The 11,721-nt window shown below is 74.1% G+C and carries 11 protein-coding genes, 1 pseudogene and 1 riboswitch; of the genes and pseudogenes, 3 read left to right on the top strand and 9 right to left on the bottom strand.

The annotated features are described in order from the left end of the window. Positions 1-50: 50 nt before the first annotated feature. The 7 genes and pseudogenes from ACSNOD_RS21135 to ACSNOD_RS21105 all read right to left on the bottom strand — a co-directional run bounded on the left by ACSNOD_RS21135 (position 51) and on the right by ACSNOD_RS21105 (position 6,712). Positions 51-1,667 carry an alpha/beta hydrolase gene (locus tag ACSNOD_RS21135; RefSeq protein ID WP_436768565.1) on the bottom strand — a complete coding sequence of 539 codons (1,617 nt, stop codon included), beginning with the start codon at positions 1,665-1,667 and terminating at the stop codon, positions 51-53. Positions 1,668-1,815: 148 nt separating this feature from the next. After that, on the bottom strand, positions 1,816-2,607 hold the full coding sequence (locus ACSNOD_RS21130; RefSeq protein WP_436768562.1) for an urease accessory protein UreD: 792 nt from the start codon (positions 2,605-2,607) through the stop codon (positions 1,816-1,818). Beyond that, positions 2,604-3,299, bottom strand: coding sequence for an urease accessory protein UreG (gene ureG / locus ACSNOD_RS21125; RefSeq protein WP_436768561.1), 696 nt, complete (start codon positions 3,297-3,299; stop codon positions 2,604-2,606). Before ureG ends, ACSNOD_RS21130 begins: the two co-directional genes overlap by 4 nt. Positions 3,300-3,461: 162 nt before the next feature. After that, complete coding sequence (locus tag ACSNOD_RS21120; protein ID WP_436768564.1) at positions 3,462-4,223, bottom strand: urease accessory protein UreF; 762 nt, start codon at positions 4,221-4,223, stop codon at positions 3,462-3,464. Then, complete coding sequence (locus ACSNOD_RS21115) at positions 4,220-5,941, bottom strand: urease subunit alpha (RefSeq protein WP_436768560.1); 1,722 nt, start codon at positions 5,939-5,941, stop codon at positions 4,220-4,222. The genes ACSNOD_RS21120 and ACSNOD_RS21115 overlap by 4 nt, the downstream gene beginning before the upstream one ends. Positions 5,942-6,086: 145 nt before the next feature. After that, positions 6,087-6,395, bottom strand: a pseudogene (locus tag ACSNOD_RS21110) (urease subunit beta); the annotation flags it as partial. Positions 6,396-6,409: 14 nt separating this feature from the next. Beyond that, positions 6,410-6,712, bottom strand: a complete 303-nt coding sequence (locus tag ACSNOD_RS21105) for an urease subunit gamma (protein ID WP_436768559.1) — start codon at positions 6,710-6,712, stop codon at positions 6,410-6,412. A 999-nt stretch (positions 6,713-7,711) separates the two neighbouring features. Further along, positions 7,712-7,886: riboswitch (cyclic di-AMP (ydaO/yuaA leader) on the top strand. 4 nt (positions 7,887-7,890) lie between these two features. Between ACSNOD_RS21105 and ACSNOD_RS21100 the strand changes: the two genes are divergently transcribed. Then, positions 7,891-8,424 carry a C40 family peptidase gene (locus ACSNOD_RS21100; RefSeq protein WP_436768558.1) on the top strand — a complete coding sequence of 178 codons (534 nt, stop codon included), beginning with the start codon at positions 7,891-7,893 and terminating at the stop codon, positions 8,422-8,424. Between the two features lie 292 nt (positions 8,425-8,716). Here the strand turns inward: ACSNOD_RS21100 and ACSNOD_RS21095 are convergent, their stop codons facing one another. Continuing rightward, positions 8,717-9,148 (bottom strand): ATP-binding protein, encoded by a 432-nt coding sequence (locus tag ACSNOD_RS21095; protein ID WP_436768557.1) that lies wholly within the window; start codon positions 9,146-9,148, stop codon positions 8,717-8,719. A 256-nt stretch (positions 9,149-9,404) separates the two neighbouring features. On the opposite strand from ACSNOD_RS21095, the gene ACSNOD_RS21090 reads away from it, so the two are divergent. Beyond that, positions 9,405-10,280, top strand: a complete 876-nt coding sequence (locus tag ACSNOD_RS21090; RefSeq protein ID WP_436768556.1) for a helix-turn-helix domain-containing protein — start codon at positions 9,405-9,407, stop codon at positions 10,278-10,280. 9 nt (positions 10,281-10,289) lie between these two features. Further along, positions 10,290-10,523, top strand: coding sequence for a DUF397 domain-containing protein (locus tag ACSNOD_RS21085; protein ID WP_436768555.1), 234 nt, complete (start codon positions 10,290-10,292; stop codon positions 10,521-10,523). On the opposite strand, the gene ACSNOD_RS21080 is transcribed toward ACSNOD_RS21085, so the two are convergent. Next, positions 10,495-11,652, bottom strand: coding sequence for an 8-amino-7-oxononanoate synthase (locus ACSNOD_RS21080; protein WP_436768563.1), 1,158 nt, complete (start codon positions 11,650-11,652; stop codon positions 10,495-10,497). The two genes, ACSNOD_RS21085 and ACSNOD_RS21080, sit on opposite strands and share 29 nt — an antisense overlap. Positions 11,653-11,721: the final 69 nt, after the last annotated feature.

Raw genomic sequence — 11,721 nt, 5'->3', positions numbered from 1 at the left:
GGGGACGGCCGGCGGTGCCGGCCGTCCCCTCCCGGTTCAACCGTGGCGCGTCAGCGCCGCGCGGCGGGCGCGGCCTCGGCGGCGGGCGTCTCGGCGGCCGACGCCTTGGCGGCGGGCGCGGCCGGGGCCGGCTTCGGCACGGCGTGCGGCTCGCACGTCACATCCCGGGCGTCGACCTTGCCCTCCAGCAGATACGCGTCCACCCGCTCGTTGACACAGGCGTTGACGAGGCTGGTCACACCGTGGGAACCGGCGTTCTTCTCGGTGATCAGACGCGAGCCCTTGAGCCGCTTGTGCAGCTCGACGGCGCCCTCGTACGGGGTGGCGGCGTCCCGCTCGGCCTGGACGATCAGCACCGGCGGCAGCCCGGCGTGCGAGCGGACGTCCACCGGGGTGCGCTGCGGGCCCTTCCAGGTGGCGCAGGGCAGGTTCATCCAGGCGTTGGACCAGGTCATGAACGGGTACTTCTGGTGCAGGGCGGTGTTGTCCCGGTCCCAGGTGCGCCAGTCGGTGGGCCACTTGGCGTCGGCGCACTCGACCGCGGTGTAGACGGCGTTGGAGTTCTCCGCGGCGATGTTGCCCCGGGTGTCGCCCAGGTCCGGTCCCGCCGCCTCGACGAGGGCCTTCTCGTCACCGGCGAGGTACTTGCTCCACGCGGTGGCGACGACGGTCCACGACGAGTCGTAGTACGGCGCGCCCTGGAAGAAGCTGATCAGCTCGGCGGGGCCGACGACCCCGCCGATCGGCTTCTTCTTGGCGGTGGCGCGCAGCGTCTCCCACTGGCGCTGGACCTTCTCCGGCGTGTCGCCGATGTGGTAGGCCGCGTCGTTCGCCGCCACCCACTTCTTCCAGTCGTTCCAGCGCATCTCGAAGGCGACGTCCTGGTCCAGGTTGGCCTGGTACCAGATCTTCTCCCGCGAGGGGTTGACGACGCTGTCCACGATCATGCGGCGGACGTGCGTCGGGAAGAGGGTCGCGTAGACGCCGCCGAGGTAGGTGCCGTAGGAGACGCCCAGGAAGTTGAGCTTCTTCTCACCGAGGGCGGCGCGGATGACGTCCATGTCGCGGGCGGTGTTCGGCGTGGTCATGTGCGGCAGCATCCAGCCGCTGCGCTCGTGGCAGCCGTCCGCGTACTCGCGGGCCAGCTTGCGCTGGGCGCGCTTGTCGGCCTCGCTGTCGGGCACCGGGTCGGCCTTGGGGGCCTTGACGAACTCCTGGGGGTCGACGCAGGAGATCGGGGTGGAGCGGCCGACGCCCCGCGGGTCGAAGCCGACGAAGTCGTACGCCGCGGCGGTCTTCGTCCACAGCGGCGACTTGTTGGTGACGCGCAGCGGGAACCGCATGCCCGAACCGCCGGGGCCGCCCGGGTTGTAGAGGAGAGCGCCCTGGCGCTCGGAGGGCTTGCCGGTGTTGCCGATCCGGTCGACCGCGATCTTGATGGTGCGGCCGTGGGGCTTGGCGTAGTCCAGCGGAACCGTCACATAGCCGCACTGGATCGGGGCGGGCAGGCCCCAGTCCTCGGGGCAGGCCGTCCAGTCGATGCCCGTGGCCGCCGCACGGGCGGCGGCTATTCGGACACCCCAGGACTCGAGGTCGACGGCGGGGCGCTGGGGCGTGGCGTTGGCCGTCGGCGCGGCCGCCGCGCCGAGGATGAACGTTCCCGCCATCAGGGCGCCGGCGGAGCCGAGCACGCTTGCGCGTCTCACAGATGTTCCCCCTGCAGGGTTCGCCGCCGAACGGCGGCGGTGGTCACAGAGCTTGCAGGGGGATCTTGTCGTCTGCGGTGGCCCGTCGAACAGGTCGTACTGGTGTTCTTTACCAACCCGTGAGCTGCGCGGCGAGCTCGTCGAGCAGCCGGCGCAGCCGGAGTCCGTCGGGGGCGACGGCGGTGGCCAGCGCGGCCGGGCCGGCCAGCGGCACCAGGACGCCCTCCCCGCCCGCGCCGCCGTCGCCCGCGAACCGCACCGGCGGCGGCGCGCCGTCGAAGTCCGGATCGACCACGAGAAGTTGCCCGACGGCCCGGTGGGCGCCGAGCACCGCCGGGCCGTCCCAGCCGGGCGCGCCGGGGCCGTAGCCGCTCTCCTGGTCGAGCAGCGTCCGGCCGCCGAGACACAGGGTGAGCCGGGTGGCGAGCCGGCCCGGCCGCTCGCCGCTGCGGCCGAGGATCTGCTCCTCGCGCAGCAGCACCCGGGCGCCGGGCGCGGCCGCCACCCGGGTGGTGGCCCGCAGCTCGCTGCCGCCGGCGCAGATCAGCGGCTCGGGCAGCCAGCCGAGCCGGGCGCCGTCCGCCGCCTCCAGCGCCACGTCGTAGTGGGCGGCGGCGCCCGTCCGGCCGGGCAGCGCCAGCGTGGCCGCCGCCGAGGTCACCCGCAGCGCCGCCCCCGCCCCCACCCGGGTCTCGATCCGCAGCCGGTCCCCGCCGAGCGGTGCGCTCATGGCGCCCACCAGGCAGACGGCCGCCCCGGCGCCGTGCGCGCGGACCCGGCGCGGGGCCAGGGGGCCCTCCCCCGTGAGCTCCGGCAGCACGGTGGTGCCCCGGGCGTCGAGCGCGGCGGTGATCCGGGCGGTGGCGACGACGGCGGAGGCGTGCGCGGCGGAGGCCGTCACACCGGCACCGCGGTCCAGTCGCGGACCCGCTCGCGCACCCAGTCGGCGATCGGGCCGACGCCGCCCTCGGCGGCCAGCGAGGTGAAGAGGACGGGCAGCTCGCCGCGCTGCTCCCTGGCGTCCCGGGCCATCCGCCCCAGGTCCGAGCCGACGTACGGCGCGAGGTCGGTCTTGTTGACCACCAGCAGGTCGGCGGTGGTGACCCCGGGGCCGCCCTTGCGCGGGATGTCGTCGCCGCCGGCCACGTCGATGACGAAGAGCTGGGCGTCGACGAGCCCCTTGGAGAAGGTCGCGGTGAGGTTGTCCCCGCCGGACTCGACGAGGATCAGATCGAGCGGGCCCACGGCCTCCTCCAGATCCTCCACGGCCTCCAGGTTGGCGGAGATGTCGTCCCGGATCGCGGTGTGCGGGCAGGCGCCGGTCTCGACCGCGGTGATCCGCTCCGCCGGCAGCACGGCCTCGCGCAGCAGGAACTCCGCGTCCTCCCGGGTGTAGATGTCATTGGTCACCACGGCGATGGACAGCTCCTCGCGCAGCGCCCGGCAGAGGGCGGCGACGGTGGCGGTCTTCCCGGACCCGACGGGCCCGCCGAGCCCGATGCGCAGGGCCCTGCGGGTGCCGTCGGGGCGCCGCGGCTCGGCCGGGCCGTAGCTGTGGCGGTGGGGGTACGTCTCGGGGTGGTCGAGGTGCATGGCGGGTGCTCCCGTGCTCGGTGGATGCGGTAGGAGATGGGGCGCGGTGGTCGGTGGACGCGGTACGAGAGGGGGTGCCGTACGGGATGGCGTGCGGCCCGTGGGGGTGCCGTACGGGATGGGGCGCGGCATGGGGCGGCGCGCCGCCCGCGAGGGGATCGGTCACGAGGCGAAGAGGCGTACGGCGCGGGCCGCGTGGCGCTCGGCCCCGATGTCGAGCAGCGGCCCGGAGGCGGAGGGCAGCGCCGCCGGCCCCGCCACGAGGGCCCGCTCGGCGGCGTCGGCGGCGCGCGCCGCCACCTCGTCCAGCTCGGGGGCGAGCCCGGCCAGGACGGCGGTCGCGTCGAACGGGTCGAGGCTGAGCAGCCGCACGGCGGCGGTGGCGGGCCCGCTCACCGACTCGTACGCGGCCAGCTGCGCGGCGTCGAGCGGGCCCAGGCCCGCGCTCCGGGCGAGCAGCCCGAGGACCACGGGCTGATGGGCGCCGCGCGGCCGGGCCGCGGCGAGCGCGTCGAGCGCGGCCGAGGGCCATGCCGCGCGGGCGGCGCGGGCCATCTGCCGGCCGAGCCGGCGCGCGGCGAGCCGCAGCGCGGGCGAGGGGGTCCGGGCGTCGGCCGCCTCGTCGAGCTCCAGCGGGTCGAGGCCGGCCGCCGCCGCGGCGGCGAGGGCCGCCGCGACCAGCCCGGCGGTGTGCAGCCGGCCCCGGCAGAAGTCCGCCAGGTCGAGCGGCCCCTGGACCCGGCCCGCCAGGACGGCGGCCTCCACGCCCCCGGAGTGGGCGTGGCCGCCGGCCGGGAAGCGCCCGTCACCGAGGACGAGCAGCGCGGCGAGCGACGCACGCGGCCGCCCCTCGGCGGTGGACCGGGCGCCGGCTCGGGTGGCCTCGCCCTGCGGGGCGGCGGTCTCGTCGACGGCTGTCATCAGAAGAGGAAGTAGCGCTGGGCCATGGGCAGTTCCCGGGCGGGGGCCGGCTCCACGGCGTCGCCGTCGATCGTCACCGTGAAGGTGTCCGGGTCCACCTCCACCCGCGGCCGGGCGTCGTTCTCCCGCATGTCCGCCTTGGTCACCCCGCGCGTGCCGCGAATCGCGGCGAACCGCTTCTCCAGGCCCAGCCGTTCCGGCAGCCCGTCGTCGAGCGCGGCCGGGGCGACGAAGTTCACGGAGTTGCGGGCCGGGGCCCGGCCGAGCGCGCCGAACATCGGGCGCGGCAGCACGGGCTGCGGGGTGGGGATGGAGGCGTTGGCGTCGCCCATCTGCGCGTACGCGATCTGTCCGCCCTTGAGGACGAGCTGCGGCTTGACCCCGAAGAAGGCCGGCTCCCAGAGCACGAGGTCGGCGAGCTTGCCGGGTTCCACGGAGCCGATCTCGCCGTCGAGGCCCTGGGCGACGGCCGGGTTGATGGTGTATTTGGCGACATAGCGACGGGCCCGGTGGTTGTCCGCGCGGCCGTCGCCGGGCAGCGCCCCGCGCCGCCGCTTCATCACATGGGCGGTCTGCCAGGTGCGCAGCACCACCTCGCCGACGCGCCCCATGGCCTGGGAGTCGGAGGAGATGATCGAGATGGCGCCGAGGTCGTGCAGCACGTCCTCGGCGGCGATGGTGCTGGGCCGGATGCGGGACTCGGCGAAGGCGAGGTCCTCGGGGACGGCCGGGTTGAGATGGTGGCAGACCATCAGCATGTCGAGGTGTTCGTCGACGGTGTTGAGGGTGTGCGGCCGGGTGGGGTTGGTGGAGCTGGGCAGCACGTTCGGCTCGGAGACCACCGTGATGATGTCCGGCGCGTGCCCCCCGCCCGCGCCCTCGGTGTGGTACGCGTGGATCGACCGGCCGGCGATGGCGGCGAGGGTGTCCCCGACGAAGCCCGCCTCATTGAGGGTGTCGGTGTGGATGGCGAGCTGTGCGCCGGTCTCGTCGCAGACGCTCAGACAGGCGTCGATGACGGCCGGGGTGGCGCCCCAGTCCTCATGGATCTTGAAGCCGAGCGCCCCGCCGCGCAGTTGGCTGTGGAGGGCGTCCCGGGACATGGTGTTGCCCTTGCCGAGCAGCCCGATGTTGACGGGGTACGCCTCCATGGCCGCGAACATCGCGGCGAGGTGCCAGGGCCCGGGGGTGACGGTGGTGGCCTTGCTGCCCTCGGCCGGTCCGGTGCCGCCGCCCACCAGGGTGGTGATGCCGGCGGCCAGTGCCTCGTCGGCGATCTGCGGGCAGATGAAGTGGACATGGGCATCGATGGCGCCCGCGGTGAGGATCTTGCCGTTGCCGGCGATGATCTCGGTCTCGGGCCCGATGACGAGGTCGGGGTGGACACCGTCCATGGTGTCGGGGTTCCCCGCCTTGCCGAGGGCGGTGATCCGGCCGTCCCGCAGGCCCACGTCGGCCTTGACGACGCCCCAGTGGTCGAGCACCAGGGCGCCGGTGATCACGGTGTCGGGCGCGCCCTCGGCCCGGGTCGTACGGGCCTGGCCCATGGACTCGCGGATCACCTTGCCGCCGCCGAAGACCGCCTCGTCGCCGGCCGATCCGGGGCCCCCGGAGAGGTCGCGCTCGATCTCGACGAACAGATCGGTGTCGGCGAGGCGTACGCGGTCGCCGGTGGTGGGCCCATAGAGGTCGGCGTAGGCGGCGCGGGTGAGCTCAGCCATGCCGCGCCCCCGCGCCGGCCGGCGCCGGCGGACGCCCGGCGTCGGACGCGTTCGCCACCCCTGCCTGTGGCGCCGTCGCTCCGGCCGGGAGCGGGGAGCGGGCCGCGGCGGACGGCGACGCCCCGGGGCGCGGCGACGCGCGCCGCGCGTCCAACGCTCCGCCCGTCTCCCCGCGCAGCCCCGGCACCACGCGCCGGCCGGCGAGGGGCACCAGCTCGACCTCGACGGGGATGCCCGGCTCGAAGCGCACGGCGGTGCCGGCGGCGACGGCGAGCCGCAGGCCGTACGCCGCGGTCCGGTCGAAGTCCAGACCGGGGTTGGCCTCGGCGAAGTGGTAGTGGGAGCCCACCTGGACGGGCCGGTCGGCCGCGTTGAGCACGGTCAGCCGGGTCACCTCGCGGCCCTCGTTGAGCACCACGGGGTCCGGCGCGTGCAGGATCTCTCCGGGGATCATCGGCGCGGCCCCCGTCACGCGATCGGCTCGTGGACGGTGACCAGCTTGGTGCCGTCCGGGAAGGTCGCCTCGACCTGGACGTCGTGAATCATCTCGGGTATGCCCTCCATGACGTCGTCCCGGGTGAGGACCGTACGGCCGGACGCCATGAGTTCGGCCACCGTGCGGCCGTCGCGGGCGCCCTCCAGGATGTGGGTGGTGATCAGCGCGACCGCCTCCGGGTGGTTGAGGCGCACTCCGCGGTCCCGGCGCCTGCGCGCCACGTCGGCGGCCACATGAATGAGCAGTCGGTCCCGCTCATGCGGAGTCAGTTGCACGCTTCCCACCTCACAGTCGTCCCCTTCGCCCCGTTCACGGGCGATGGGCGCCCGGCGGTTCACACCGGCGCGCGGCAGTTGTGCCGACCCCGGGTCCCGCCTGGACGCAGCGGGACACTATCCGAGGTCAAACCCCCGCTGAAGTGCGGTTCTTCCGCTCGGGCGAGGGAATTGCACATTACTGCGCAACCTTTTCCACCGTGTTAACTGTCCTTTTGCGTCCCCATGGACATCGGCGATCACCGTCGCCGGACGGCGCGTGCGGCGCGCGGTGACGATCGTGCCGCCCGCGGTGCGACCCATGGCGACCGCCTGGCGCGGGCGGGCGGCGACCGGTGACCGGGGCGAACCCGACGGCGGCGAGCGGGGCGCTCCCCCACTCCCGCGGCGAGCCCCGCGTCGCGGCACGGCGAGGCGCCAGCGCCCCAAGTCGGCTGCGGAGCACACGAACTGACGCGGCGTCGTACGGGTCGTCGGTCGGTGCGCGGGCCCGCCCGACCGCTGCGGCCGGGGACCGCGGCCCGGGCCCGTCGCGCCGCGTGTCACGCCGAGACCGGCGGACGAGCGCGGCGAACGCGGCGCACACCACCTCACCGCGGTGCGAACCCCCTGAGCGGGGGTCGGGGAACGGCGCGCGATCCCGGTCACCGTGCCACCGGCACAGCCAAGTTGAGGGCGGCGGATCGCCGTACCGACCCGCCCTACGCCGATCGGGCTCACTCGATCGGCGAAGGGATCACTGGACGACCAGCCTGATCGACTTGCGCAGGACGCCGAGCCCCCGCCTCGTACGATCCGCTCCGCCGCTGGTCAGAGGCTCGTGCCGGAAAGCCCGTCCGGAGCGAATGGGGTTTTGTCCACCTGAACGGAGCAGTCGTGAGGAGGCTCACAAACGGCCGTTTCGACTCGGAATCGGCGGCGGCGGTGCGTGACGATCGCTTCGACGACAAGCCCCCGCCGCCGTGGCGGGGCGGTCCGGGCGCACGCCGAGTCCTGCCGCCGCACCGGACGCCTGGTCGACATCAGGGAATCGGCAGGAGTGGAGGACCCGAGCAGTCCGGGGCGACCGCACACCACGCCGCCGCCCCTTGGGGTGAAGCCGCAGCAGCGGCCGGGCATCTTCGCCAGCCCGAACCCGACAGGTCATCCTTCATAGGCGGATGACGAAGGGTTTGCGCATGTCCGCGCATGGACATCATCGTTCCACAGATCATTCCGCAGAAGACCCCTCCGCCGAGAACCGCTCACCGTCCGCTCGCCCGGCGTTCATCTCCCGGGCCGGCGCCGTCTCCGCCCTCACTCTCGCGGCCGTCGGCGGGACCCTGCTGGTCCCCGGCGCCGCGCCGGAGGCCCAGTCCCTGACAGCGTCCACGAAGGCGCTGCACATAGCGGCATCCAAGAAGGGCGCCCCGTACCGATGGGGTGCCGCCGGGCCGTACAGCTTCGACTGCTCGGGGCTGACGCAGTACTCCTTCAAGCGAGTCGGCAAGCAGCTCCCCCGCACGGCCGCGGCCCAGTACAACCGGACCACCCACGTCCCCGCGTCCCAGCGCCAGCCGGGTGATCTGGTCTTCTTCCACTCCGGTGGCTACATCCACCATGTGGGCATCTACGCGGGGCAGGGCAGAATCTGGCACTCCCCCAAGCGCGGCGCCGTGGTGCGCCTGGAGAAGATCTGGACCCGTAGCGTCTCCTACGGACGCGTCAACTGAAACCGCCGAGCGGTGCCCGGCCGAGGCCGGGCACCGCGAAGGACGAGCCGTCCCTCGGTGCTGCGCCGTCCCCGGCGCCGCCTCCGATGCCCTCCCCGGCGCAGTCCCTGATGCCGTCCCCGGTGCCGTCCCCTCGGTGCCGGCCGCGGACGGGCGCCCGCGCGGCCGAAAAGCGACAGGCACTATTGCGCGCCGATTACGAGAACCTTTCGGCCGCAATACGTGACGGTATTCGGCACGGCCCCCCGGGCCTCGTCGGCCCTGTCCTCGCGCCTTTCAACGACCTCTTCGCTCAATGCGCGGCGGGAACCGGCCACGGCAGCGCGATCCATACCGTCTTTCCGCCCTCCGCCGTCGGAATGACGGAGAGTTTGCCGCCCGACTCGGCGGTGAGCCAGCGAATGATGACCATGCCCCGGCCGTTGTCCTGCTGCACCGCGGCGGGCAGCCGCCTCGGCCAGCGCGGGTGACTGTCGGTCACCCCGATCCGCAGCTGTTCGTCCCGGTCGAGATGGAGCTTCACCGTAAAGGTGGGCGAGAGTCCGAACGTGTGCTGAACGGCGTTGGTGGCGAGCTCGGAGACGATGACGCGGACGGTGTCCGCCTCCTCCGCGCCGTCCGGCAGCCCCCATTCGCCGAGGACGGACGTCACGTACCTCCGCGCCCGGGTGACCGACGCCGGATCGCTCGGCAGCGTGACGGATGCTTCATGGTGGTCTGCCATGGCGATGCTGTCCCTTTCCACCGGGCCTCGCTCCGGCGCCCCGGGGGGCGGTGGGAGCGGCTCCGGCCGGCCGCTGCACACCCAAGTGCCCTCTCATGCTGCCGCGAAAGGGGGCGATCCCCCAAGATGCGCATATATCTATCGCTCGAAGCGGTGAACTCTGCTACGGAAAACCGCATGCGGCGGGCAGACTGTCTCCTCGGCACGAGGCGAGAGGTCCGAGAGATCCGGGACACCAGCAACCTCAGGAGGGGTCATGCAGCACGGTCCCGCGGTGCGCCGTCGCAAGCTCGGCGCCGAGCTGCGGCGACAGCGCGATCTGGCCGGGCTCACCAGTGACGAGGCGGCCTGTCGGGTGGGCTGGCACCAGTCGAAGGTGAGCCGGATCGAGACGGGGCGGAGCGCGGTCAAACCCTCGGACGTCACCCGGCTCCTCGACGCCTACGGCGTGACCGATCCGGAGTTGCGCGCCCTGCTGGAGGCACTCTGCGGCGGCGAGGGGAACAACGGCGACGGCGCGCGGGGTGGCTGGTGGCACGCCTACCGCCGGCTGCTGCCCCCGGAGTACCGTGACTTCATCAGCCTGGAAGCGGAAGCGGTCCGGGCGCGCACGCTGGAGACCCATGTGGTCCCCGGCCTGCTGCAGACCCCGGCATACGCCCGGGCGGTGACCGAGGCGGCGCTCTCCGCCATTCCGCACGCCAGGTCGCGAGTCGAGGAGTTCGTCGAGGTCCGCATGGCCCGGCAGGCGGTGCTGGCGGCCGATCCGCCGCTGGAGCTGCACGCGGTCCTGGACGAGGCGGTGCTGCGCCGGGAGCCGGGCGGCCCCGGGGTCATGGCGGAGCAATTGGGCCATCTCGTGGAGGTCGGTTCGCTGCCCCATGTGCGGCTGCAGGTTTTGCCGTTCTCCAGCGGTGTCCACATCGGCATCACCGGCCCTTTCGTTATCTTTTCCTTTCCTCGCATGGCCGATCTGGACGTGGTTGTTCTCGACCATTTGACGAGTAGTCTGCACTTGGACCGGAAAGAAGACCTCAGGGCGTACAGCGATGCGTTCGACACGCTGCGGGGGCACGCCCTCTCGTGCGACGAATCGTTGGCTTTCATTGCCGCAATCGGCGATGGCGCGTAAGGAGGCACCATGTCCGCAATGCCTCGGTACGTACCCTCCAGTGAGACTCTGACCGACGCTCCATGGCAGCGCAGCAGCTTCAGTACGGGAATGAACAACTGCGTGGAAACGGCACCGTTCGGCTCCGGGACCCTCGCCGTGCGCGATTCCAAGAACCCGGCCGGTCCCGCGCTGCTCTTCCCCCGCCCCGCCTGGGCCGCATTCCTGGCGGCGGTCAGAGAGGGGGCGTTCGACTGCCGCTGAGATCCCTGGCCCCGGCCGGGGCGGTCGCGACGATCACCCCGACGGCCTCCGCGATCCGCCGGTCCGTCAGATCCGCGCGGGCGGTGAGCCGCAGCCGGGAGACGCCGTCGGGCACGGACGGCGGGCGGAAACAGCCCACCACCAGCCCGGCGGCCCGGCAGTCCGCGGCCCAGCCGACCGCCGCCCCGGGGGAGGGCGCGCGCACCGACACCACCGCGGCGTCCGGCGGCGCGGCGGTCAGCCCGGCCGCCGTCAGCTCCCGGTGCAGGGCACCGGCCACCGCCCGGGCGCGCGCGGCGCGCTCGGGTTCCCGGCGCAGCAGCCGCAGCGCGGCCAGCGCGCCGCCCGCCGCGGCGGGAGCGAGCCCGGTGTCGAAGATGAAGCTGCGCGCGGTGTTGACCAGGTGTTCGACGACCCGGGCCGGGCCGAGCACCGCGCCGCCCTGACTGCCGAGGGACTTCGACAGAGTGACGGTGGCGACGACGTCCGGCGCGCCCGCCAGGCCCGCCGCCCACAGGGCTCCCCGCCCGCCCTCGCCCAGCACGCCGAACCCGTGCGCGTCGTCCACCAGCAGCGCGGCGCCGTGCGCCCGGCAGGCGTCGGCGAGGGCCGGCAGCGGGGCGGTCTCGCCGTCCACGGAGAACACGGAGTCGGTGACGACCAGGGCCCGCCCGCCGCCGTGGGCGCCGAGGAGCTCGCCGACGGCCCGCGGGTCGGCGTGGGGGGCCACGGCCGTCCCGGCCCGGGCGAGCCGGCAGCCGTCGATGAGCGAGGCGTGGTTGTGCGCGTCCGAGACGATGAGCGCGCCCCGGCCGGCGAGCGCGGTGACGGCCGCGAGATTGGCGGCGTAGCCGGAGGACAGCACGAGCGCGGCCTCGAAGCCGCAGTGCGCGGCGAGCTCGGCCTCCAGCTCCGCGTGCAGCTCGGTGGAGCCGGTGACCAGCCGGGACCCGGTGGCGCCGGCGCCCCAGCGGCGTGCGGCGTCGGCGGCCGCGCCGGTGACCTCCGGGTGGCGCGCCAGGCCGAGGTAGTCGTTGCTCGCCAGGTCCAGCAGGGCGGAGTCGGCGGGGCGCGGGCGCAGGGTGCGGACGAGCCCCGCGCGGTGGCGCGCGCGCCGCTCCTCCTCGATCCACCCGAAGGGGTCGCGCGGCGGCGGGGACGGGGCCGGTCGGCCGGGCCGCGGACTGCCGGGCCGCCG

The organism is Streptomyces sp. URMC 123, assembly GCF_051386515.1.
GTDB lineage: Bacteria > Actinomycetota > Actinomycetes > Streptomycetales > Streptomycetaceae > Streptomyces.
The sequence above is the reverse complement of the archived record's forward strand: the minus strand, read 5'-3'. Positions and strand labels throughout refer to the sequence as shown.

What these genes read in the sequence shown, in the direction of transcription:
- ACSNOD_RS21135 (WP_436768565.1), bottom strand. Translation starts at nt 1,667, where the DNA reads ATGGCGGGAACGTTCATCCTCGGCGCGGCGGCCGCGCCGACGGCCAAC.
- ureG (WP_436768561.1), bottom strand. Translation starts at nt 3,299, where the DNA reads ATGCACCTCGACCACCCCGAGACGTACCCCCACCGCCACAGCTACGGC.
- ACSNOD_RS21115 (WP_436768560.1), bottom strand. Translation starts at nt 5,941, where the DNA reads ATGGCTGAGCTCACCCGCGCCGCCTACGCCGACCTCTATGGGCCCACC.
- ACSNOD_RS21100 (WP_436768558.1), top strand. Translation starts at nt 7,891, where the DNA reads ATGTCCGCGCATGGACATCATCGTTCCACAGATCATTCCGCAGAAGAC.
- ACSNOD_RS21095 (WP_436768557.1), bottom strand. Translation starts at nt 9,148, where the DNA reads ATGGCAGACCACCATGAAGCATCCGTCACGCTGCCGAGCGATCCGGCG.
- ACSNOD_RS21090 (WP_436768556.1), top strand. Translation starts at nt 9,405, where the DNA reads ATGCAGCACGGTCCCGCGGTGCGCCGTCGCAAGCTCGGCGCCGAGCTG.
- ACSNOD_RS21085 (WP_436768555.1), top strand. Translation starts at nt 10,290, where the DNA reads ATGTCCGCAATGCCTCGGTACGTACCCTCCAGTGAGACTCTGACCGAC.